At 60.5% G+C, this 22,652-nt stretch carries 23 protein-coding genes; 5 read left to right on the top strand and 18 right to left on the bottom strand.

Going from position 1 to position 22,652, the window contains the following annotated elements; all coding sequences use genetic code 11:
- Positions 1–8 precede the first annotated feature (8 nt).
- From LOY31_RS24815 to LOY31_RS24825, 3 genes are read left to right on the top strand one after another with little or no spacing between them, the layout of a single operon-like run.
- On the top strand, positions 9–242 hold the full coding sequence (locus tag LOY31_RS24815; protein ID WP_039771683.1) for a PP0621 family protein: 234 nt from the start codon (positions 9–11) through the stop codon (positions 240–242).
- Complete coding sequence (locus tag LOY31_RS24820) at positions 232–1,821, top strand: PAS domain-containing sensor histidine kinase (protein WP_258713629.1); 1,590 nt, start codon at positions 232–234, stop codon at positions 1,819–1,821. The genes LOY31_RS24815 and LOY31_RS24820 overlap by 11 nt, the downstream gene beginning before the upstream one ends.
- The gene (locus tag LOY31_RS24825; protein ID WP_258712324.1) at positions 1,818–3,164 is read left to right on the top strand and encodes a sigma-54 dependent transcriptional regulator; all 1,347 of its coding nucleotides are present in this window, start codon (positions 1,818–1,820) and stop codon (positions 3,162–3,164) included. The genes LOY31_RS24820 and LOY31_RS24825 overlap by 4 nt, the downstream gene beginning before the upstream one ends.
- Positions 3,165–3,223: 59 nt before the next feature.
- Here the strand turns inward: LOY31_RS24825 and thiO are convergent, their stop codons facing one another.
- From thiO to LOY31_RS24860, 7 genes are read right to left on the bottom strand one after another with little or no spacing between them, the layout of a single operon-like run.
- Positions 3,224–4,324: a glycine oxidase ThiO gene (gene thiO, locus LOY31_RS24830; RefSeq protein WP_258712325.1), complete on the bottom strand. Its 1,101-nt coding sequence runs from the start codon at positions 4,322–4,324 to the stop codon at positions 3,224–3,226.
- A 56-nt stretch (positions 4,325–4,380) separates the two neighbouring features.
- The gene (locus LOY31_RS24835) at positions 4,381–4,782 is read right to left on the bottom strand and encodes a type IV pilin protein (RefSeq protein WP_039771691.1); all 402 of its coding nucleotides are present in this window, start codon (positions 4,780–4,782) and stop codon (positions 4,381–4,383) included.
- Positions 4,783–4,796: 14 nt separating this feature from the next.
- Positions 4,797–7,889, bottom strand: coding sequence for a pilus assembly protein (locus tag LOY31_RS24840; RefSeq protein WP_258712326.1), 3,093 nt, complete (start codon positions 7,887–7,889; stop codon positions 4,797–4,799).
- Complete coding sequence (locus LOY31_RS24845) at positions 7,876–8,355, bottom strand: PilX N-terminal domain-containing pilus assembly protein (RefSeq protein ID WP_258712327.1); 480 nt, start codon at positions 8,353–8,355, stop codon at positions 7,876–7,878. Before LOY31_RS24845 ends, LOY31_RS24840 begins: the two co-directional genes overlap by 14 nt.
- 10 nt (positions 8,356–8,365) lie before the next feature.
- Positions 8,366–9,079, bottom strand: a complete 714-nt coding sequence (locus tag LOY31_RS24850) for a PilW family protein (RefSeq protein ID WP_127799994.1) — start codon at positions 9,077–9,079, stop codon at positions 8,366–8,368.
- A complete protein-coding gene (gene pilV, locus LOY31_RS24855; RefSeq protein WP_007959555.1) occupies positions 9,076–9,525 on the bottom strand; it encodes a type IV pilus modification protein PilV in 450 nt (149 codons plus the stop codon). The genes LOY31_RS24850 and pilV overlap by 4 nt, the downstream gene beginning before the upstream one ends.
- On the bottom strand, positions 9,522–9,995 hold the full coding sequence (locus LOY31_RS24860; RefSeq protein ID WP_085608696.1) for a GspH/FimT family pseudopilin: 474 nt from the start codon (positions 9,993–9,995) through the stop codon (positions 9,522–9,524). Before LOY31_RS24860 ends, pilV begins: the two co-directional genes overlap by 4 nt.
- Before the next feature lie 127 nt (positions 9,996–10,122).
- Between LOY31_RS24860 and LOY31_RS24865 the strand changes: the two genes are divergently transcribed.
- Positions 10,123–10,677 carry a GspH/FimT family pseudopilin gene (locus tag LOY31_RS24865; protein WP_085608697.1) on the top strand — a complete coding sequence of 185 codons (555 nt, stop codon included), beginning with the start codon at positions 10,123–10,125 and terminating at the stop codon, positions 10,675–10,677.
- Here the strand turns inward: LOY31_RS24865 and ispH are convergent.
- The 6 genes from ispH to murJ form a co-directional block, all read right to left on the bottom strand.
- Entirely contained in the window at positions 10,649–11,593 is a 945-nt protein-coding gene (gene ispH, locus LOY31_RS24870; protein ID WP_007959549.1) for a 4-hydroxy-3-methylbut-2-enyl diphosphate reductase, read from the bottom strand. The two genes, LOY31_RS24865 and ispH, sit on opposite strands and share 29 nt — an antisense overlap.
- Positions 11,594–11,755: 162 nt before the next feature.
- Positions 11,756–12,193, bottom strand: a complete 438-nt coding sequence (fkpB, locus tag LOY31_RS24875; RefSeq protein ID WP_170928297.1) for an FKBP-type peptidyl-prolyl cis-trans isomerase — start codon at positions 12,191–12,193, stop codon at positions 11,756–11,758.
- Positions 12,194–12,200: 7 nt separating this feature from the next.
- The gene (lspA, locus tag LOY31_RS24880; RefSeq protein ID WP_085608698.1) at positions 12,201–12,713 is read right to left on the bottom strand and encodes a signal peptidase II; all 513 of its coding nucleotides are present in this window, start codon (positions 12,711–12,713) and stop codon (positions 12,201–12,203) included.
- Positions 12,706–15,537: an isoleucine--tRNA ligase gene (ileS, locus tag LOY31_RS24885; protein ID WP_258712328.1), complete on the bottom strand. Its 2,832-nt coding sequence runs from the start codon at positions 15,535–15,537 to the stop codon at positions 12,706–12,708. The genes lspA and ileS overlap by 8 nt, the downstream gene beginning before the upstream one ends.
- 13 nt (positions 15,538–15,550) lie before the next feature.
- On the bottom strand, positions 15,551–16,489 hold the full coding sequence (gene ribF, locus LOY31_RS24890; RefSeq protein ID WP_007959537.1) for a bifunctional riboflavin kinase/FAD synthetase: 939 nt from the start codon (positions 16,487–16,489) through the stop codon (positions 15,551–15,553).
- Between the two features lie 129 nt (positions 16,490–16,618).
- Positions 16,619–18,157 carry a murein biosynthesis integral membrane protein MurJ gene (gene murJ, locus LOY31_RS24895; RefSeq protein ID WP_085608700.1) on the bottom strand — a complete coding sequence of 513 codons (1,539 nt, stop codon included), beginning with the start codon at positions 18,155–18,157 and terminating at the stop codon, positions 16,619–16,621.
- 252 nt (positions 18,158–18,409) lie between these two features.
- Here murJ and rpsT point away from each other — a divergent pair, with 252 nt between their 5' ends.
- A complete protein-coding gene (gene rpsT, locus LOY31_RS24900; protein ID WP_003228351.1) occupies positions 18,410–18,682 on the top strand; it encodes a 30S ribosomal protein S20 in 273 nt (90 codons plus the stop codon).
- A 124-nt stretch (positions 18,683–18,806) separates the two neighbouring features.
- On the opposite strand, the gene LOY31_RS24905 is transcribed toward rpsT, so the two are convergent.
- From LOY31_RS24905 to rplU, 5 genes are all read right to left on the bottom strand, one after another.
- Positions 18,807–19,271, bottom strand: coding sequence for a CreA family protein (locus tag LOY31_RS24905; protein WP_258712329.1), 465 nt, complete (start codon positions 19,269–19,271; stop codon positions 18,807–18,809).
- A 10-nt stretch (positions 19,272–19,281) separates the two neighbouring features.
- Complete coding sequence (gene proB / locus LOY31_RS24910) at positions 19,282–20,400, bottom strand: glutamate 5-kinase (RefSeq protein ID WP_045121906.1); 1,119 nt, start codon at positions 20,398–20,400, stop codon at positions 19,282–19,284.
- A 137-nt stretch (positions 20,401–20,537) separates the two neighbouring features.
- Complete coding sequence (gene cgtA, locus LOY31_RS24915; RefSeq protein WP_085608701.1) at positions 20,538–21,761, bottom strand: Obg family GTPase CgtA; 1,224 nt, start codon at positions 21,759–21,761, stop codon at positions 20,538–20,540.
- 193 nt (positions 21,762–21,954) lie between these two features.
- Positions 21,955–22,212 (bottom strand): 50S ribosomal protein L27, encoded by a 258-nt coding sequence (gene rpmA / locus LOY31_RS24920; protein WP_007950960.1) that lies wholly within the window; start codon positions 22,210–22,212, stop codon positions 21,955–21,957.
- A 34-nt stretch (positions 22,213–22,246) separates the two neighbouring features.
- Complete coding sequence (gene rplU, locus LOY31_RS24925) at positions 22,247–22,561, bottom strand: 50S ribosomal protein L21 (RefSeq protein WP_007950961.1); 315 nt, start codon at positions 22,559–22,561, stop codon at positions 22,247–22,249.
- Positions 22,562–22,652: the final 91 nt, after the last annotated feature.

Genomic DNA, 22,652 nt, shown 5'->3' on the forward strand with positions numbered 1-22,652 from the left:
CGCCCATCATGCTTCGTTTACTGTTCTGGATTGCCTTGATCGCCGCTGCCGTCTGGTTGTGGCGCAAATTCAAGGCCCCCGCTTCGTCCACCCGATCGCCTCGCGAACAGGATGCCGCGCCGATGGTGCGCTGCGCCCATTGCGGCGTGCACCTGCCCCGCGACCGCGCGCTGAACCTTCAACAACAGTGGTATTGCAGCCAGGCTCACCTTGAGCAAGGCCCCGGTTCCAGTGATCGCTGAGGCCGACAACGCCGACAGCAAACAGGCTCAGCGACTGCTGCGCCTCTATCATCTGTACCGTTTGAGTGTCGGCATCACCCTGGTGCTGCTGATCTCCAGCAACATGGACAACCGCCTGCTGACCTCGGCCAACGACGAGTTGCTGCGCAATGGCAGCTGGTTGTACCTGGTGCTGAACATCCTGCTGGTGGTGTTCCTCGAGAATATCCGCCGCCCCGCCCAACTGTTCGGCCTGGCACTGGTCGACATCCTGCTGCTGTGCGGCGTGTTCTATGCGGCGGGCGGTGTGGCCAGTGCGATCGGCAACCTGCTGATCGTTTCGGTGGCCATCAGCAACACCTTGCTGCGACGACGCATCGGCCTGCTGATCGCCGCCATCGCCACCCTCGGCATCGTCGGACTCAGCTTTCTGCTGAGCTTCAGCCATCCCCTGAGCGCCAACGACTATCTGCAGGCCGGCACCCTCGGTGCCTTGTGCTTTGCCGCCTCGCTGCTGGTGCAGGGGTTGATCCGTCGTCTCGAAGTCAGTGAGAACCTGGCCGAGCTGCGCGCCAGCGAAGTGGTGGGGCTCGAAGCCCTCAACGCGTTGATCCTGCAACGCATGCGCACCGGCATTCTGGTGCTCGACGAACAGCGCCGGGTGCAACTGGCCAATCACAGCGCCAAAACCCTGCTGGGCCAGACACACCTTGAAGGCGACTTGATCGACGAGCACTCGAGCGCGTTGGTCGAACGCCTGCAACTGTGGCTGAACAACCCGACCCTGCGCCCACAAAGCCTGAAAATCGCCGGCAATGGCCTGGAGCTGCAGCCGAGCTTCATTGCCCTGGAACTGAGCCCGAACCGCCAGACCCTGGTGTTTCTCGAAGACCTCGCCCAGATCGCCCAGCAGGCCCAGCAATTGAAACTCGCCGCACTGGGCCGGCTGACTGCCGGTATCGCCCATGAAATCCGCAATCCGCTGGGAGCCATCAGTCATGCCGCGCAGCTGTTGCAGGAATCCGAGGAACTCGACGGCGCGGATCGGCGTCTGACGCAGATCATTCAAGACCACTCCCAGCGCATGAACCGAGTCATCGAAAACGTCCTGCAACTGTCCCGCCGTCAGCAGAGCGCACCGCAACGGCTGGATCTCAAACCGTGGCTGGAGCAGTTCGTCAGCGAGAGCCGCGAACAGGCCGGCGAGCGCCAGCACATTCATCTGCACATTGGCCCGGGGGATTTCCGTACGTTGATGGATCCCGGCCAGCTCACGCAGATTCTCGACAATCTGTTACGCAACGGCTGGCGCCACAGTGCCCTTTTGCACGATCCGGCCGAGGTCTGGCTGACGCTGTCGATCGACCCCGAAAGCACGCTGGCCGTGCTCGAAGTGCAGGACAACGGCCCCGGCGTGCCGCTGGATCAACAGGCTCACCTGTTCGAACCGTTCTTTACCACCAGCAGCCAGGGCACCGGCCTTGGGCTTTATCTGTCCCGTGAGCTGTGCGAAAGCAATCAAGCGCGCCTAGACTTCAAATCACGCCAAGGCGGCGGCTGCTTTCGCATCACCTTTGCTCACGGACGGAAACAAAGTTGAACACGAGCCCACGGCAAAAAATCCTCATCGTCGACGACGAGCCGGATATCCGCGAACTCCTGGAAATCACCCTGGGACGGATGAAACTCGACACCTTCAGCGCACGCAATCTCAATGAAGCCCAGGCGCTGCTGCACCGCGAGACCTTCGACCTGTGCCTGACCGACATGCGCCTGCCCGACGGCACGGGCCTGGAACTGGTGCAGCATATCCAGCAACGTTATCCACAACTGCCGGTGGCAATGATCACCGCGTACGGCAGCCTGGAAACGGCAATCAACGCCCTGAAGGCCGGGGCATTCGACTTCCTGACCAAACCGGTGGACCTGACACGCCTTCGCGAACTGGTCGGCTCGGCGTTGCGCATGCCGGCGCCGGGCAATGTCTGCACTTCGATCGACCGGCTGCTTCTCGGCGATTCACCACCGATGCGCAATCTGCGCAAGCAGATCGACAAACTGGCCCGCAGCCAGGCACCGGTTTACATCAGCGGCGAATCCGGCAGCGGCAAGGAACTGGTGGCCCGGCTGATTCATGAACAGGGCCCGCGCGCCAGCCAGCCATTCGTGCCGGTGAACTGCGGGGCGATTCCGTCCGAGTTGATGGAAAGCGAGTTCTTCGGCCACCGCAAAGGCAGTTTCAGTGGCGCGGTGGAGGATAAACCGGGGCTGTTTCAGGCGGCCCACGGCGGCACGCTGTTTCTCGATGAAGTGGCGGACCTGCCACTGCCGATGCAGGTCAAGCTGCTGCGGGCGATTCAGGAAAAAGCCGTGCGCAGCGTCGGCGGCCAACAGGAAACCGTGGTCGATGTGCGCATACTCTGCGCAACGCACAAGGACCTCGATGCGGAAGTGGCTGCCGAGCGTTTTCGTCAGGATCTGTATTACCGGCTCAACGTGATCGAACTGCGTGTGCCGTCCCTGCGCGAACGTCGCGAGGACATCGAAGCACTGGCCGTCCATATGCTCAAGCGCCTGGCCAATGGCACCGGGCAACCGGCTGCACGTCTTCATCCTCATGCCCTAGAGGCGCTGAAAAACTACCGTTTTCCGGGCAACGTGCGGGAGCTGGAGAACGTGCTTGAGCGGGCACATACCCTGTGTGAAAACCGCACGATCGAGGCAGAGGATTTACGTCTGAGTGAAGGAAACGGCACTGCTGAAGGCGGCATTGCCGATCTCACGCAGATCGACAACCTGGAAGACTATCTGGAAAGCGTCGAGCGCAAACTGATTTTGCAGGCGCTGGAGGAGACTCGCTGGAATCGCACGGCGGCAGCGCAGCGGTTGAGTCTTTCGTTTCGGTCGATGCGCTACAGGCTGAAGAAACTGGGGCTGGATTGAGGGCCCCTTCGCGGGCAAGCCCGCGAAGGCGATTTGTCAGTCATCGGAAGAAAAACTGACTAGATCCGTCCGGCCGGTGCATACGGCGCCGGATCAATGATCGGCGCACGCCCCAGCATCACATCGGCAAACAACTGACAGGACGCCGGCGCCAGCACCAGTCCGTTGCGGTAATGACCGCAGTTCAGCCACAGACCGTCAAATCCCGGAACCCGCCCAATATAAGGAATGCCTTCCGGTGAACCCGGTCGCAGCCCGGCCCAATGCCCCACCACTTCAGCATCGGCCAGCGCCGGCAACAACTCGACTGCCGAGGCCTTGAGGCTTTCCAGCGCGCTGTCCGTCGGGGTCTTGTCGAAACCTTCGTGCTCCAGCGTACTGCCGATCAGAATGTGCCCGTCGCGGCGCGGAATCGCGTAGCGACCCTTGGCCAGCACCATGCTCGGCAGGAAATCCGCCGCGCACTTGTAGAGAATCATCTGGCCTTTGACCGGCTCCACCGGCAGCGACAGGTTCAAGGTCTTGAGCAGTTCGCCGCTCCACGCACCTGCGGTAAGAACGACCTGATCACCGGTGATCACACCCGTGGAGGTCTGCACGCCCACCACCCGCTCGCGATCACGGACAAACCCGCTGACTTCACACTGCTCATGAATCGTCACGTTCGGCAGCGCCTGCAACGCCGCTTTCAAAGACTTCACCAGCCGAGGATTGCGCACGTTGGCCACATCGGCCATGTAGATCGCCCGGGAAAAACCGCCACCGAGCACCGGCACCGCATCATGCGCCGCCGAGATATCCACAGCCCGCAGCGGACGGTTTTCCCGCGCAGCCCACGCCAGCGCTTCGGCTTCGTCATCCAGGTCCAGCCAGTACAGGCCAGTGGTGTGCACTTCGGGGTCGACCCCGGTATCGGCAAACAGACGCTCGCCCAGCTGTGGATAAAAATCCTGCGACCAGTGCGCCAGCGCAGTGACGGCCGGGCTGTAGCGCCACGGGTACAGCGGAGAGACGATACCGCCGCCGGCCCAGGACGATTCCTGGCCGACGTTCGAACGATCCAGCAACACCACGCTGCCGACCTCGGAGGCGAGGTTGTACGCGGTGAGCAGGCCAATCACTCCGCCACCGACAATCACCACTTGCTGTTGCCTGGTCATGTTTGATCCAACCGTAAAAAGACAGTGGGCGCAAATGGCGCCCGAAATTAAGCGGCTCAGCGGCCCCAGCAATCCTTGGTGGTCAGCCCGGTGGTCGCGTTGTTCATGCTTCTGACACCGGTGTTGGTGAGGGTGAAATCCCCGCACTTGTCAGTGGCCATGGCCGTGCCGGTCTTGCGGGTCGCGGTCAGCAGGAAGGTCTGATCGGTGATTGTCGGCGTGATGGTGTAGAAATCGTTGCCGGTGCTCAACCCGGTGACACCGGTGTAGACGTTGTTCTTCGAATAGAAGCGTTCGAGGATCTGTGCCTGTTCCGACAAATTGCTGACCACGTCGGCACGGCGGCCCTTCTTCACGTATTCGGTGAGGCTCGGATAGCCGATGGTGATGACGATACCGATGATCGCAATCACGATCATGATTTCGATCAGGGTGAAACCTCGGTTGGATCTGCGCATGCCTCAACTCTCACTTACTGTATTTGTCGCCACATTATGCGACGGCTGCCGCCGCCGCCTTTTTCCACCAGTGTGGTGATGTTGCCACTGGATTCAGTCACAGGTTTTGCCGTCCCGGCGTTGATGATGGCGTTCAAGGTCGGGATGCCGCCGGTGAATATCACACCGCTGGAGATCGTGTCGCTGCTGTTGACCACGCCATCAGCGTTAGTGTCGAGCACCGCGTAGTTGAGCATCTTACCGTTGAACGCATCGAGTTCGACCAGTTTGCCTGTACCAAAACTCGCACAAGGATCGGTAGTGTCGACACTGGCCGTGGTAAACACGATGCGCCCGAGTACGATGCTGGCCTGATTGATCACCCGCTCGCCAGTGAGCACGTTGTTATATACCAGCGGCAGATACCAGCCCTTCTCCGTCGGATACGTCGTGTCGTTCTGAGTGGTGGTCAGGAACTGCCCGGAACTGCCGGAGAAAGATCCAGTAATCGCTTGCGCCTGCAGACTGCTGACCGTCAAATTCCCGGAACCGCCGTCGGCATCCCACACCGAATAGAACGCCTGCAAATCCTTGTTGGTCTTGTCAGCGGACTCGTTGAATTTACCGGTGCCGACGAAGATCTGTTTGCCGCCCAGAGCGTTGTCCGCCAGCAACGGTTGCGCGGTGATCGGCTGAGTTGCCCCGCCAGCAGTGGTGAACAACGGCTTGCCGGAAAACGCCACGCCCCAGCTGTCGGACGAGGTGGCGCTCAGGTCGAATTTCCACAACCGTCCCTTCAAGTCACCGCCATATGCGGCCTGCACAACGTTCTGCGAATTGACCCGCAGCTTCACCGAGGACAGACCGTTGGTGGTTTCCGTACTGTCGATAACGATTTTCTTGATCAGCGAGCCGTCACGCACATCCAGCACATACAGCGCCGCCACCCCGGAGTTGCTGCCGTAACCGTTGGCAATGAACGCCGCCCAGCGACCATCGGCCAAGCGTGCCACTTCCGGACGGGCGTAGGCGTAACCCAGATCATTAAATGCGTTGGAAGTACTGGCGGTGGCCGGCGCGCTGACTTCCCACAAGGCGCGGATAACGTTGCCCGCCGAGGCGTCAAACAGCTGGAGCCCGTAGAAAGTCTTGCCGCCGGCACCCGTACCGCCGATGGCCAGGGTTTTCCAGGCCGTGCCGAATTGCGCATCGAATACACCGAGCTGACCGTCCACCAGAAACTTGTGGCTGACGCCGTTGACGTAGTTCGGATCGGCAATCAGGCGCAAGGAGGGCAATACACTGGACGGCATGTAGGCATAGCGCCGGGTACCGTTGGCCGAGTTGATGACGCTGACAAATCCGTCGTTGGCGTTCACCACCAGGCTGGCATTCATGTTCGAAGCCTTGGTGGTCAGGTAGGTGCTGTAGGTGGTGTCACCGGCCAGATCGGAAGCGGTTTTTTCCGTGGGCGAAGCCAATACGAGCGGCGAGTTGATGATGTCCCCGAGCAATACGCTGCGCACTTTGAGCCCGGTCTTGTTGGTGCCCTTGCTCCATTCGACCAGGTCGATGCCGCTGATGCCGACGGGTAAACCCTGGCTGAGAACGGTCTGCTGGGCCGGGGAGAAGTTGCCGTAGGCCAGCGTCACCGCCGCGTTGTTCAGGGAGTTCCACGACTGGTAGGTCGGCGCAGTGGCACCGGGCACGATGGCCGTGTCGGTGGTCCACAGCACGGCCGACGTATTGACCGCCCCGGCCGAGGTGAAGCCAAAGGACTTGATCGTGCCGCGCCAGTCTTTGGGGTCGTAGGTGGTTTGAAAAAAACTGCTGCTACCGGTCAGCGTGGTGCTGCTGGTCACACCCGCACCGCCGGAACCAGCCTTGGAGGTGATATCACTCAACGCCGAAGACAACGCGGCATTCAGGCCGGAGCTGTCGGTCGCCTGGTAGTAGCGGCCCTGTCCGTAATCGGCGGCGTCCGAGAGCATGTCGTTGGAGGCAGTGAAACCCACGGTGTAGGTGTTCATGTTCTGCCTGGGAAAATCCACCGCATTCCAGCTCTTGCCCGCCGCGTCAGTGCCGGAGGAACGCATGTCGATGTCGAAGGCGAACTTGGCGATATCGTCCAGGTACAGCGTATCGCCCTCCCCGTCCCCGTTCAGGTTGTTCCCGTCATTGTTGATGCCGTCCCAGTTCGGCAAGCGGCTGCCACCCAGCGGATCGTTGCTCGGAAAGGTGCGGTCGTAGGTCGGCAAACCGTCGGTGATGACCACGCCGTAGTTTTTCTGGCAGCGATACTGGATCGGGCTGGTGTAAGTGCTCGGCGTGCTGTTGTAGTACGGCGCCATCCCGCGCATGTATCGAGTGATCTCGTAATAGGTCTCGGCCAGTGGCGTGTTGGCTACCGCACTCAGGCCGTTGATCGAGGAAATAAGTGCGTTGTAGTTGGTATCGGCCTGGGCCTGGGTCACGCTGCCGCTGACCGGTGACAGGTCGCTGATGGAGCGCGCAATGAAACCGCCGTTGCCGGGGTTGTTGCTGGTGGCCGGGTTGAAGGTGGCCAGGCCCATGCGCAGGTTGCGGTTGCTGGTGACCAGTGCGGTGGAAACGTTGCGCGCCACGTTGATCCGGTAATCGTTGGGAATCGCCCCGGTGGTGAAGTCGCGCGTGCCGTTGTTGATCGCCAAACCGACCACGTAGGAAATGTAATCCGCCGAATAACGGGTGTTGCCGCTGCCCACCGGATCCGGCAGCTTCAGGCAGAGCGGCGTCAGGCTGTTGTTGTAGAACGCATAGGCGCCGCCGGAGCAGCCGGAGGTTGGCAGGCTCGAGAGAAAGATCGTATCGCCGGTAATGGCGGTCGAGCTCAGGCACAGGCCGATGACCGCGTTGCACTGGCGGGCCGCCGTGCGATCCACAGTCGGATCAAAACCCGCCGCATAGATGATGCTGTTCATGCTGCCCGAGTCGTCGATCATCAACATGACGTTCGGTGGCACGGCAGCCGCGCTCAACAGCGGCGAATCGGACGGCGTGAAAGCAAACGCCGGTGCAGCCAGATAAAGCCCGGTCAGCATGCCGAGCAGCAGCGACAGCCACTTGAAGCGTCGCTCAGTACTTCGCATAGACACTCTCCACCACACTGCGCGAAGTACCGGCGATGCCGACGGCCGTGACCCGGTACAACGTCGCCGAGGTGTTGCTCGGCACGTTCACCGCCGTCAGGGTTGTACCGATGTTCTGCACCCCGTAGAACCCGCTGCCGGCGGCGATCCAGGTCACGCCCGACGTGGAGTTGAGCCCCGCCGCGTTGACCACCGAGGACTCCGCCGGCGGCGCACATTGAGTGGTGCTAGCGCACACCGCCAGCGCGTAGCCGTCCAGTTGCACCGCGCTTTCGCCGATGCGCAGCGCCGCCTCGGCAGTCTGGAACGATTGATTGCGCAGGCTCACGCTGCCGGCCATTTTTTCCTGCAGGTTGGCGCTCTGCATCGATGACAGGCCGATCAGCGTCAGGAGCAGCAGAAACACCAGGCTGACCAGCAACACCATGCCGCCCTGGGACCGTCGCCGATGGAGAGAAACGTTCATCGCTCGTCCCTCACTGCAAGCGGTTGCGCAAGGCGGCAACCACGTTGAAGGTTTGATTGCGGACCCGATTGTTCGGGTCAGTGAGGGTCAGGCTCAGACGCACGCTGCGGATCCGCGCGGGATCACCGGGATTGGCGCTGTAGGTGGACGCCGCCACGTCGGTCGCGGAACTCGCCAGACCGAACATCACAGTGAACGCACTGACGTTATTCACCAGCACTTGCTGGGCCGGATTACCGCTGCCGGTGCCCATCAGAATCTGGTTGTTGCTGAAGCTGTAGATCAACCGACGGATCGGAAACGCGATCTGTCCCGTCGCCGCAGCCCGGGCACCGGTATAAGCGGTGGCGCTGTTGCGGCAATCGGAGACCACGGTCCAGGTCGGTGTCCCGCCCGCACTGCCGACATCGGCGGTAACCAGGGTCAGCTTGAGGTTGGCGTTGTCCCAGCTGATCGGCGTGATCTGCGCCGCAGTGAAATCCCCCGTCGAGCTTGAATCGGTAATCGTGCCCAGGCAGCCGAACATACCCACCATGCGCAGCTCCTGGATCATCTTGCTCAGCACGAACCGCGCATCTTCCTGCATGGCGGCGGCGCTGTTCTGGCTGACGTAGGTGTTTTTCGCCGCCAGGAAAATCTGCACCACACCGAGCACCACGATCAGCCCCAGCGCCAGGGCGACCAGCATTTCGATCAGGCCGAAGCCCAGATTCTGGCGCTTCATGGCGTGGCCACCGGATCGACTGCGGCGCGGCTGGTCAGGACAAAGCTGCGGGGCGCACTGCTCGTATTGGCGGCGCGCGCATCACTCCAGGTGATGGTGATGGTGTACACGCGCTGATTGAGGGTGATGCTGCCGGTGGCGGTCGGGCCGCCGAAATTGACGATGTTGGTGGTGAAGTCGTAGAGATCCTGATCCCGGGCGACACTCAGATTACCCGTGGTCGGCGGTGTGACGGTGTAGTCGGCGCCCGAGTTGGCGCGTATCCGGTCCATCATGTCGTAGGCGATGAAACTCGCCTGGCTGGTCATGCGCGAGCTGTCGGTGTACTTCAGCGCATTGAGCTGAACCGCCGCCGCGCCCAGCAACCCAACCGTCAGAATCAACAACGCGACCAGCACTTCGATCAGCGTCATGCCCTCCTGTGCGTGCTTGCTCCCTGCCCTCATCCGCAACTTCCACCCAATTGAATTCGTCCGTTCAGACACACGTTCAGCGTCCTGCTTTGCGTTCCCAGCACATAACTGATGACCACCGCCGTGGACGGTGCCGCCAGTCCGCCCAGGTTGTTGAAATCCAGCGCAGTCACTCCAGAGGGTAGCGTCAGAGTCGCGCCGCTGCTCATCGCTGGAACAACCCGCAATACATTGGCCGGAGTGCCAGTACTGTCGTAGACCGACAGTTCGCCGGTCCAGACAGTGCCGCCGGCACTCGGCCGCAAGCGGGTAGTGACGCCCCGGTTAATCGCCTCGAGCCTTGCGTAATTGAGGGCCCGTTGCAGGTCGCCGACCTCGGTGTCGGCCTTGCTGCCCTGTACCGAACGGGTGAATGCCGGCACCGCCATCGTGATCAGGATCACAAACACCGCGAGCGCCACCAACAGCTCGATCAGCGTGAAACCTTTTGTACGATGATCCATCGATGCCCTCCGTTGCCGTCGGCTATACCTGTACAAACCTAGAACATTCGACCGGCATGCGCCGGTTGATTTACCGCGAACGGCGCACGGATTGCGCCGCTGTGCACAATCCAGGGAGGACGCGCACATGCCCCAACAGGGTTTCAGTCTGGTCGAACTGCTAATGGGACTGGCGATCGGCGCAATTGTTCTGTCGTTGGTCAGTCCGGCACTGGCGGACTTCACCGAATCAAACCGGCGGCAACAGGCCGCGCAGTCTTTACTCGACGGGATTCGCAATGCCCGGACCATGGCCATTACGCGCAACCAGAGCGTGGTGATTCATGGCATCAACGGTGATTGGGGCCAGGGCTGGCGGATCATTCTGGATATCAGCGGAAAGGGATCGGGGGATGCGGATAATCCATTGCTGATCGAGCAGGCGAGTGACGGACGGATACCGATTGTCGGCAACTGGCTGGTGAGCCGGTACATACGCTTCAGCAGCCTGGGCCAGCCACTGGTGCCGGACCGGAAGTTTCAGGCGGGGACGTTACATCTATGCTCGGCTCGCGAGCCGGTCAGCCAGCTTCAAGTTGTTCTGGCGGCGACCGGCCGCGTACGCCTGGCCAGTCAAAAGACTGAACAGGCGTTGTGCCGAAAGGATAAAGCGATCAGATCGAGCGAACGCGCAGCTCTTTAGGCATCGAGAACGTGATGTTCTCCTCACGCCCGGCCAGTTCGTCGGCGCCGGTGGCGCCCCAGGCCTGCAACTGCTGGATCACGCCACGCACCAGGACTTCCGGAGCGGAGGCGCCGGCGGTGATGCCGATACGCTCGACACCGTCGAACCAGCTCTTTTGCAGGTCTTCGGCGCCATCGATCAGGTAGGCCGGCGTGGCCATGCGTTCGGCCAGCTCACGCAGGCGGTTGGAGTTGGAGCTGTTCGGGCTGCCCACCACCAACACCACGTCGCATTCGTCGGCCAGTTGCTTGACCGCGTCCTGACGGTTCTGGGTGGCGTAGCAGATATCATCCTTGCGCGGCCCGCCAATGGCCGGGAAACGCGTACGCAGTGCGTCGATGACACGACTGGTGTCATCCATGGACAGCGTGGTCTGGGTGACGAAGGCCAGTTTGTCCGGGTTATGTACCTGCAACTCGGCGACATCCTTCTCGTCTTCGACGAGGTAGATCGCGCCGCCATTGCTGGCGTCGTACTGGCCCATGGTGCCTTCGACTTCCGGGTGACCGGCGTGGCCGATCAGGATGCACTCGCGACCGTCGCGGCTGTATTTCGCGACTTCGATATGCACCTTGGTCACCAGCGGGCAGGTGGCGTCGAACACTTTCAGGCCACGGCCGGCGGCTTCGGTACGCACAGCCTGTGAGACGCCGTGGGCACTGAAGATCACGATGACGTCGTCCGGTACCTGATCCAGTTCTTCGACGAAGATCGCGCCACGACTGCGCAGGTCTTCGACCACGAACTTGTTGTGCACCACTTCGTGACGCACATAGATCGGCGGCCCGAAGACCTCCAGGGCGCGGTTGACGATTTCGATCGCCCGGTCCACGCCGGCGCAGAAGCCACGGGGGTTGGCGAGTTTGATTTGCATGCGGTGCCTCGTGTCTTGCGCGCAAGAAATAGCGAAAACGGTGGAAAACATTGTGGGAGCGAGCCTGCTCGCGAAAGCGGTGTGTCAGACAACATCTACGTTGAATGTCAGTCAGCATTCGCGAGCAAGCCCGCTCCCACATTTTTGACCGCGTGCGGTCAGTTACAGCGCTTTGACGGAGAAGATTTCCACATCAAAGGTCAGCGTCTTGCCGGCCAGCGGGTGGTTGAAGTCGACGGTCACTTGCGCGTCGTCGAATTCTTTCACCACACCCGGCAGCTCAGTATTGGCCGCATCGTTGAAGATCACCAGCAGACCCGGCGACAGTTCCATGTCCGCAAACTGCGAACGCGGGATGATCTGTACGTTTTGCGGGTTCGGCTGGCCGAAAGCGTTTTCCGGCTCGACGGTCAGGGTACGCTTGTCGCCGGCCTTGAAACCGAACAGCGCCGCCTCGAAGCCTGGCAGCAGGTTGCCGTCGCCGACCTTGAAGGTCGCCGGTGCCTTGTCGAAAGTGCTGTCGACCGTGTCGCCGTTCTCCAGGCGCAATGCAAAGTGCAAGGTGACTTCCGTGTTCTGGCCGATGCGTTGCTCAGCCAATACCTGTTCAGTCATGAACGGTTTCTCCGGTTTTTTTACTTTTGAACATGTCCAGTGCCAGCATCACCGCGCCAACGGTGATGGCGCTGTCGGCGAAGTTGAAGGCTGGGAAGTGGTGGCGATTTTGCCAGTGCACCAGAATGAAATCGATCACATGGCCGAGGGCAATACGGTCATACAGATTGCCCAGCGCGCCGCCCAGCACCAACGCCAAAGCAACCGCCAGCCAAGTTTCGTTGCGCCCCAGACGCTTGAGCCAGACCACTAGCACCGCACTGACCACGATCGCGATCAGGGCGAACAGCCAGCGCTGCCAGCCTGAGCTGTCCGCGAGGAAGCTGAAGGCAGCGCCGGTGTTGTAGGCCAAGGTCCAGCTAAAGTAATCGGGGATCACCACGATCTGCTGATACATCTCGAGCTTGCCTTCGAAGTAGAACTTGCTGGCCTGGTCGATGACCAGAACCAGCAAGCTCAACCAGAGCCAGCTCAGCCGTCCGAAACGGCCAACGGCATTAGGCATAGTGACGAACCTCGCCAGCGCCATCGATGTTGTCCACGCAACGGCCGCAGATTTCCGGATGCTCCGGGTTCACGCCGACATCTTCGCGGCAGTGCCAGCAACGGGCGCATTTCGGGAAGGCGGATTTGACGATCTTCAGCTTCAGGCCGCTGACTTCGGTGGCCACGGCGTCGGCCGGAGCCTGCACGAACGGCGCAACAGTGGCAGTCGAGGTGATCAGGACAAAGCGCAGCTCGTTGCTCAGCTTGGCCAGGTCGGCGGTCAGCGCGTCTTCGGCGAACAGCGTCACTTCGGCTTGCAGGTTGCCACCGACGGCCTTGGCCGCGCGCTGGATTTCCATTTCCTTGTTGACCGCAACCTTCACTTCCATGATGCGATCCCAGTACTCGCGACCCAGCTCGAAGCCTTCCGGCAACTCGGTCAGGCCTTCGTACCAGGTGTTGAGCATCACCGATTCGTTGCGCTCGCCCGGCAGGTATTGCCACAGCTCGTCGGCGGTGAACGCCAGGATCGGCGCGATCCAGCGCACCAGCGCTTCGGAGATGTGGAACAGCGCGGTCTGGCACGAACGACGGGCCTTGCTGTCGGCGCCGGTGGTGTACTGGCGATCCTTGATGATGTCCAGATAGAAACCACCCAGCTCCTGCACGCAGAAGTTGTGGATCTTCGAGTAGACGTTCCAGAAACGGTATTCGCCGTAGTGCTCTTGCAGCTCGCGTTGCAGCAGCAAGGTGCGATCCACCGCCCAACGATCCAACGCCAGCATGTCTTCGGCCGGCAGCAGGTCGGTGGCCGGGTTGAAACCGGTCAGGTTGGAAAGCAGGAAGCGCGCGGTGTTACGGATACGACGATAGGCATCCGCACTGCGCTGCAGGATCTGCTCGGACACGGCCATTTCGCCGGAGTAGTCGGTCGAAGCGACCCACAGACGCATGATGTCGGCGCCCAGGGTGTCGTTGACTTTCTGCGGCGCGATCACGTTGCCCAGGGACTTGGACATCTTGCGGCCGGACTCGTCCACGGTGAAACCGTGGGTCAGCAGCTCGCGGTACGGCGCATGGTTGTCGATGGCGCAGCCGGTCAGCAAGGACGAATGGAACCAGCCACGGTGCTGGTCGGAACCTTCCAGGTACAGGTCGGCGCGCGGGCCGGTCTCGTGGCCCATCGGGTGCGAACCGCGCAGGACGTGCCAGTGCGTGGTGCCCGAATCGAACCAGACGTCGAGGGTGTCGCTGATCTTGTCGTACTGCGGCGCTTCATCGCCCAGCAGTTCGGCAGCGTCGAGTTTGAACCAGGCTTCGATGCCCTCGACTTCGACACGTTTGGCGACTTCTTCCATCAGCTCGACGGTGCGTGGGTGCAGCTCGCCGCTTTCCTTGTTCAGGAAGAACGGGATCGGCACGCCCCAGTTGCGCTGACGGGAGATGCACCAGTCCGGACGGTTGGCGATCATCGAGTGCAGGCGCGCCTGGCCCCAGGCCGGGACGAACTTGGTGTCTTCGATGGCTTTGAGCGAGCGTACGCGCAGGGTGTCGCCGCTGACCGGCTCCTTGTCCATGCCGATGAACCACTGCGCGGTGGCGCGGTAGATCAGCGGGGTCTTGTGGCGCCAGCAGTGCATGTAGCTGTGTTCGATGACGGTGGTGTGCAGCAGCGCACCGACTTCGGTCAGTTTTTCGACGATGGCCGGGTTGGCCTTCCAGATGAACTGGCCGCCGAAGAACTCCAGCGACGGCACGTAGACGCCGTTGCTCTGTACCGGGTTGAGGATGTCGTCGTTGACCATGCCGTACTTCTTGCAGGTCACGAAGTCGTCCACGCCGTAGGCCGGGGCGGAGTGAACCACGCCGGTGCCGGCGCCCAGTTCCACGTAGTCGGCCAGGTACACCGGCGACAGACGGTCATAGAACGGGTGGCGGAAGTTGATCAGCTCCAGCGCCGAACCCGGTGCGGTGGCCAATACGGTGCCTTCGACGCCGTAACGGGTCAGGCAGGACTCGACCAGCTCTTCAGCCAGCACCAGCAGCTTGTCGCCGATGTCGACCAGCGCGTAGGTGAATTCCGGGTGAACGTTGAGCGCCTGGTTCGCCGGGATGGTCCACGGGGTGGTGGTCCAGATCACGATCGAGGCCGGTTTGCCCAGCGACGGCAGACCGAACGCGGCGGCCAGTTTGGCCTCGTCAGCGATCGGGAAGGCCACGTCGATGGTCGAGGACTTCTTGTTCTCGTACTCGACTTCCGCTTCGGCCAGAGCCGAACCGCAATCGAAGCACCAGTTCACAGGCTTCAGGCCCTTGAACACGAAACCGCCCTTGACGATTTCGGCGAGAGCGCGGATTTCGCCCGCCTCGTTCTTGAAGTCCATGGTCTTGTACGGGTTGGCGAAGTCGCCCAGCACGCCGAGACGGATGAATTCGGACTTCTGCCCTTCGATCTGCTCGGTGGCGTAGGCACGGCACAGTTCACGGGTCTTGTCCGCGCCCAGGTTCTTGCCGTGGGTCACTTCAACCTTGTGCTCGATCGGCAGGCCGTGGCAATCCCAGCCCGGGACATACGGCGCGTCGAAGCCCGACAGGGTCTTCGAGCGGATGATCATGTCCTTGAGAATCTTGTTCAGTGCGTGACCGATGTGGATCGTACCGTTGGCGTACGGAGGGCCGTCGTGCAGGACGAACTTCGGACGATCCTTGCCAATCTCGCGCAACTTTCCGTACAGGCCAATACTGTCCCAGCGCTGCAGGATCTGCGGTTCGCGCTGTGGCAGGCCGGCCTTCATTGGGAAGGCGGTGTCCGGAAGGTTTAGCGTGGCTTTATAGTCGGTCATTTAAGGCTCTTCATTAGCGATGGGCGCTAGGTGCGGCTAGTGCACGGGCGGCGGCGACATCCGCGCTGATCGCCGTTTTCAATGCCTCCAGGGAGGCGAAACGCTGCTCTTCACGCAGCTTCTGGTGGAAAACCACCGTCAAACGCCGGTCATACAGATCGCCGGCAAAATCTAAAAGATGGACTTCAAGGTGGGCCTTGCCATCACCTTGCACCGTGGGCCGCACGCCGATATTGGCGACGCCGGGCCAGGTCTTGCCGTCGATGTCGACGTCGACCAGGTAAACCCCGGTAAACGGCACGCGACGGCGCTTGAGTTGAATGTTCGCCGTGGGCGTACCCAGTTGGCGGGCCAGTTTCTGGCCATGCAGCACGCGTCCGGCAATTCGGTACGGACGGCCCAGCAGGCGTTCAGCCAACGCGAAATCGGCGGCGGCCAACGCGTTGCGCACCTGTGTGCTGCTGACGCGAATGCCGTCCAGCTCGACGGTTTGCGCGGCTTCCACGGTAAAACCGTGGACCTGCCCGGCCTGCAGGAGGAAATCGAAATCGCCGAGACGGTCACAACCGAAGCGGAAATCGTCACCGACCTCCAGATGCTGCACGCCGAGGCCATCGACCAAAATCGTATCGACGAACTCACTGGCGCTGAGCTTGCTCAAGCGCTGGTTGAATGCCAGGCACAGAACCCGGTCGACGCCTTCAGCGGCCAGCAGTTGCAGCTTGTCGCGCAACCGGGCCAGACGCGCCGGCGCGGTCTCCGGGGCAAAGAATTCCCGTGGCTGCGGCTCGAAAATCACCACGCAGCTGGGTACGCCCAACTCGAGCGCACGCTCACGCAGTCGGGCCAGAATGGCCTGGTGACCACGGTGAACACCGTCAAAGTTGCCAATAGTGGCGACGCAGCCCCGATGCTGGGGGCGCAGATTGTGGAGGCCTCGAACCAGCTGCATAACGCGCTTCTTGCTCATAAAGTGGCCGATTATAACCACACCCGACGGCCGACGACAGGCAACACCGTAACCCAAAGTGATCGAGCCGACAAAACTGCCGGCTCGCGCCCGTTTTTCAGGGAAAAAACCTCAGCTCAACGCCTTGCGATTGAAGTCGCGCAGGCGGAAACCGAGCAGCAGCAACATGCCGAAATAAGCGATCACGCCGGCAACCACCAACGCGCCCAGACGAAGGAAGCGCTCCAGCATGTGTCCCTGATCCCAAGCGGGCATGAAATGCATGCCGATCAACAGCACCGCTGACATTACCGCCACCGCAACCACAAGCTTGAAACCGAACTTCAACCAGCCCGGCTGCGGTTGATACATCTGCTGTTTGCGCAATTGATAGAACAGCAGCCCGGCATTCAGGCAGGCACCGGCGCTGATCGCCAGTGCCAGACCGGCATGCGCCAGAGGGCCGATCAACACCAGGTTGAACAGCTGCGTGACCACCAGGGTGAAGATTGCGATTTTTACCGGCGTACGGATGTTTTGTTGCGCATAAAAGCCTGGCGCCAGCACTTTGATCACGATGATTCCGAGCAGACCGACAGAATAGGCAATCAACGCCCGCTGAGTCATCTCAGCGTCAAACCCGCTGAACTGGCCGTACTGGAACAGCGAAACGGTCAACGGCTCGGCCAGGATCCCCAGCGCCAGCGCACACGGCAGCACCAGCACGAAGCACAGGCGCAGGCCCCAGTCGAGAATCCGCGAATATTCGTGACGATCCTTGCTGGCGTAGGTCTTGGCCAATGTCGGCAGCAGGATTGTGCCCAGCGCCACACCCAGCACACCGGACGGCAACTCCATGAGACGGTCGGCGTAATACATCCACGACACCGAGCCCGCCACCAGGAACGAGGCGAAGATGGTGTTGATGATCAGGGAAATCTGGCTGACCGAGACGCCGATGATTGCCGGCAACATCTGCTTCATCACCCGCCAGACACCGGTATCGCGCAGGTTCAGGCGCGGCAGCACCAGCATGCCTATCTTTTTCAGGTGCGGCAGTTGATAGAGCAACTGCGCCAGACCACCCACCAGCACCGCCCAGCCAAGCGCCATGACCGGCGGATCGAAGTACGGCGTCAGGAACAGCGAAAACACGATCATGCTGACGTTGAGCAGGGTCGGCACGAATGCCGGCACCGAGAAACGGTTCCAGGTATTGAGGATCGCACCCGCCAGTGAAGACAGGGAGATCAGCAATATATAGGGGAAGGTCACTCGCAGCAGGTCGGAGGTCAGCTGGAATTTTTCCGGCGTATCGGTGAAACCCGGCGCCGTGGCCCAGATCACCCAGGGCGCGGCGATCATGCCCAGCGCGGTGACCAGCGCCAGTACCAGCGTCAGCAGGCCGGAAACATAGGCAATAAAGGTGCGGGTCGCCTCTTCGCCCTTCTGGCTTTTATATTCGGCCAGGATTGGCACAAAAGCCTGGGAAAACGCCCCCTCGGCGAAAATCCTGCGCAGCAGATTGGGCAGTTTGAAGGCGATAAAGAAGGCGTCGGTCGCCATTCCGGCGCCGAAGGTACGGGCGATGAGCGTGTCGCGAACAAACCCGAGAATCCGGGAAAGCATCGTGATAGAGCTGACGGCGGCCAACGATTTGAGCAGATTCATTGAAGGAATGTGTGCCTGTCGATAAACAGCAGGCGAATAACGCGCCCACTTGTGCGATACTCCGCGCCGCAACAGCACAGAGCCAAAGCTCGCGAGTTTACAGGTCAAGCGCCGGAAATAAATATCCCGCCTCTTTATACCTACCACTTAGCGGAACGTCTCAAGCGCCCTTGACAAGACATCTCTTCATCGGCATGATTCGCGGCCTATTTTGTTTGCTATTTCCTAAAAAGTCTTTCGAGGAGCTCGACGGTGGCCAACTCACCTTCCGCCAAAAAACGTGCAAAACAGGCTGAGAAGCGTCGCAGCCACAACGCCAGCCTGCGTTCCATGGTTCGTACCTACATCAAGAATGTAGTTAAAGCCATCGACGCAAAAGACGCTGAAAAAGCTCAAGCTGCATACGTTCTGGCTGTGCCAGTTATCGACCGTATGGCCGATAAAGGCATCATCCACAAGAACAAGGCTGCTCGTCATAAGAGCCGTCTGAATGGCCACGTCAAGGCACTGAAAGAAGCTGCCTAAGCGACGTAGTCATTAAAAAACCGACCTCAGGGTCGGTTTTTTATTGCCTGCGATTTGCTCTGATTTCAGCAAATCACAGGCAAAAAAAGAGGAGCCAACCGGCTCCTCTTTTTTTTACGCGCGATTAATGAGCCGACGCCCACGGCAGAATCGGGATCGCCGTCACCGCATTCTGCGGGCTACCCTCGATCAGACGATCGCTGTAGACCAGGTACACCAGCGTATTGCGCTTCTTGTCGAGGAAGCGCACCACCTGCATGGTCTTGAACACCAGCGAAGTGCGCTCCTTGAACACCTCTTCGCCATCCTTCAATTCACCCTTGAAGTTGATCGGCCCGACCTGACGGCAAGCAATGGACGCCTCGGCACGATCCTCGGCCAGACCCAACCCACCCTTCACACCGCCAGTCTTGGCGCGCGACAGGTAGCAAGTCACGCCTTCAACCTTCGGATCATCGAATGCCTCGACCACGATCCGGTCGTTCGGCCCGACAAACTTGAACACCGTCGACACCTGACCGACTTCCTCGGCCGAGGCCAGCAATGGCAGCGCCATCAACAAGCCCAACAATCCTTTTGCCATACGCATCGCGTTTTCCTTACACCAGAATCAGGTTGTCACGGTGAACCAGTTCCGGCTCAGCCATGTAACCCAGCAAACCGACAATCGCATCCGACGACTGACCGATGATTTTTTGTGCTTCCAGCGCGCTGTAGTTAGCCAGGCCACGGGCGATCTCACGACCGTCCGGCGCCACGCAAACCACCATTTCGCCACGACGGAAACTGCCCTGAACCAGTTTAACGCCGACCGGCAGCAGGCTTTTGTTGCCTTGGGACAACGCGGAAACCGCGCCATCATCCAGCACCAGCGTGCCACGGGTTTGCAGATGCCCGGCCAGCCACTGCTTGCGCGCCGCGAGCATGCCGCGCTCAGGCGACAGCAACGTACCAATGCGCTCACCCGCCTTCAGCCGATCAAGCACGCGCTCCAGACGCCCGCCAACAATGATGGTGTGCGCCCCGGAACGCGCCGCCAGCCGCGCCGCGCGCAGCTTGGTCTGCATGCCGCCACGACCCAATGCACCGCCAGTACCGCCCGCCACCGCATCCAGTGTCGGATCATCGGCGCGCGCTTCGTAAATCAATTGGGCGTCAGGGTTATTGCGCGGATCAGCGTCGAACATGCCGTCGCGATCCGTCAGGATCACCAGCAGATCAGCCTCGACCAGATTGGCCACCAGCGCCGCGAGCGTGTCGTTGTCGCCGAAACGGATTTCGTCGGTGACCACGGTGTCGTTTTCGTTGATTACCGGGATGACTTTCAGCTCGACCAGCGCACGCAAGGTGCTACGGGCGTTCAGGTAGCGCTTGCGATCGGACAGGTCGTCGTGAGTCAGGAGAATCTGCGCAGTGTGCCGGCCATGCTCGGCAAAGCTCGATTCCCAGGCTTGCACCAAGCCCATCTGACCGATTGCTGCAGCGGCCTGGAGCTCGTGCATCGCACTGGGTCGCGCGGTCCAGCCGAGGCGACTCATGCCCGCCGCCACTGCCCCGGAGGACACCAGCACCAGCTCGACGCCGGCCTCATGCAAAGCCACCATCTGCTCGACCCAGACACCCATTGCCGCGCGATCCAGCCCTTTGCCATCCGCTGTCAGCAAAGCGCTGCCGATCTTCACGACCCAACGCTGCGCACCTGTCACCTTGCTCCGCATCATCTTCAACCTTAGCTTGAGGGCAGCGCGACCTGGCACTGCCCGTGACGTTATTCGTGGTTCTTCGTGACCAACAATCGATTTCCAGATACTAAAACGCCGCTCGATTGAGCGGCGCTTAAGTTTACTGCAACGAATCAGTCACGCACGTAAATGATTTCCGGACCGTCTTCGTCATCCACATCTTCTTCGTCCCAGTCATCGTCGCCGATGTCATGGACCGACTTCACGCCGCTGCGACGCAGGGCACGCTTGTCATCCAGCGCCTGCAACTGAGCACGGGCTTCGTCTTCGATGCGCTGATCGAGATCGGCCAGTTCTTCCTTGTAGGCCGGGTCATTGGCCAGGCGATCGGCACGATCTTCCAGATAACGCATGATGTCGCGCGTCAGGCGCTCGGTGCCTTCTTTGGCGATGGCCGAGATCACGTAGACCGGACCTTCCCACTGCAGACGCTCGACCACTTCCTTGACCCGCTCCTCGTGTTCTTCTTCGAGGATCTGGTCGCACTTGTTCAGTACCAGCCAGCGATCACGCTCGGCCAGCGACGGGCTGAACTTGATCAGCTCGTTGACGATTACCTCAGCGGCGTCCGGCGCACTGCTGTCGTCCAGCGGCGCCATATCCACGAGGTGCAGCAACAGACGAGTACGCGCCAGGTGCTTGAGGAAACGAATGCCCAGACCGGCACCGTCGGAAGCGCCTTCGATCAGCCCCGGAATGTCGGCGATGACGAAGCTCTTCCAGCGATCGACGCTGACAACACCCAGGTTCGGCACCAGAGTGGTGAACGGGTAATCGGCGACCTTCGGCTTGGCAGCCGATACCGAACGGATAAAGGTACTTTTACCGGCGTTCGGCAGACCCAGCAGGCCGACGTCAGCCAGAACCTTCATTTCCAGTTTCAGGTCGCGCTGCTCGCCCGGCTTGCCCGGGGTGGTCTGACGCGGCGCACGGTTGGTACTGGATTTGAAACGGGTGTTGCCCAGACCGTGCCAGCCGCCCTGAACCACCATCAGTTTCTGACCGGCCTTGGTCAGGTCACCGATGACTTCCTGGGTGGCGGAGTCGATCACGGTGGTGCCGACAGGCACGCGCAGGATCAGGTCTTCACCCTTCTTGCCGGTGCAGTCGGTACTGCCACCGTTGGAACCACGCTCGGCATCGAAGTGCCGGGTGTAACGGTAGTCCACCAGGGTGTTGAGGTTTTCGTCGGCCATCATGAAGATGGAACCGCCGTCACCGCCGTCACCACCGTTCGGACCGCCGTTTTCAATGAATTTTTCCCGACGGAAACTCATGCAGCCATTGCCGCCGTCACCAGCCTTTACGCGGATCGATACTTCATCAACAAACTTCATAACCAACGCCTCTCGCCGTACGGACGAGCCGAAAAACAATCAAGACATAAGACTCTTGCAAAAATGAGCGCAGCGACCCCAACTCACGACCTGCATCGCACGCCGACAGCCCATACAAACAGCTTTGCAAGAGACTCACCCCACAAACGAAAAAGCCCCGTCGCAAGACAGGGCTTCTCCAGCATACTCGCGATTAAGCCGCGACTACGCTCACGTAACGGCGGTTGAAAGCGCCCTTTACTTCGAACTTGATCACGCCTTCGATTTTCGCGAAGAGAGTGTGATCTTTACCCATGCCAACGCCGTAGCCAGCGTGGAATTGGGTGCCGCGCTGACGCACGATGATGTTGCCGGCCTTGATGACCTGGCCGCCATACATCTTCACGCCAAGGCGTTTGGCTTCTGAGTCGCGACCGTTACGGGTACTACCACCAGCTTTTTTGTGTGCCATGAGTCAATTCTCCTAGTGAGGAATTAGGCTGAAATTAAGCCTGAATACCGGTGATTTTGATCTCGGTGTACCACTGGCGGTGGCCCATACGCTTCATGTGGTGCTTACGACGACGGAACTTGATGATGCGGACTTTATCGTGACGACCTTGGGAGATCACTTCAGCCACAACGGTAGCGCCAGCAACAACTGGAGCGCCGATATTCACGTCGTCGCCATTGGCAACCAACAGAACGCGATCAAAAGTTACGGATTCGCCAGTAGCGACTTCCAGTTTTTCGATCTTCAGGTATTCACCTGGTGCAACTTTGTACTGCTTGCCACCAGTAACGATTACTGCATAAGACATGGTATTTCTCCGATAATCCTGCTCACCCAGCTCTTTATAAGAAGAGGTATTGGCTGGCATGGCTGCAATGGGCTGGAGGCCCGTTTGCAAT

The organism is Pseudomonas sp. B21-021 (genome assembly GCF_024749205.1).
In the GTDB taxonomy this organism is placed as follows: domain Bacteria; phylum Pseudomonadota; class Gammaproteobacteria; order Pseudomonadales; family Pseudomonadaceae; genus Aquipseudomonas; species Aquipseudomonas paraglycinae.